Annotated in this window: 1 rRNA gene; it reads left to right on the top strand. The window is 43.0% G+C overall.

Annotated elements, in window-relative coordinates:
- A 5S ribosomal RNA gene (gene rrf / locus ACM2FC_RS23765) occupies window positions 1-87 on the top strand; the annotation flags it as partial.
- Between the last annotated feature and the right edge of the window lie 113 nt (window positions 88-200).

The raw sequence follows: 200 nt of genomic DNA, 5'->3' as shown, positions 1-200 counted from the left end.
TGATTCCATGCCGAACTCAGAAGTGAAACGCAACTGCGCCGATGGTAGTGTGGGGTTTCCCCATGTGAGAGTAGGTCATCGCCGGGCTTTAATTACTTATCTTGTATAATTCAAGATAACCTGATTAAAGCAATAATATGTAAGGCTTTAATTAGAACAGTTTGGTGCGGAGTGGTAGTTCAGTTGGTTAGAATACCGGC

The sequence above is a fragment of the Vibrio sp. A37 genome (assembly GCF_059777565.1).
Note: the sequence above shows the minus strand (reverse complement) of the source record. Positions and strands in the feature narration are given on the sequence as shown.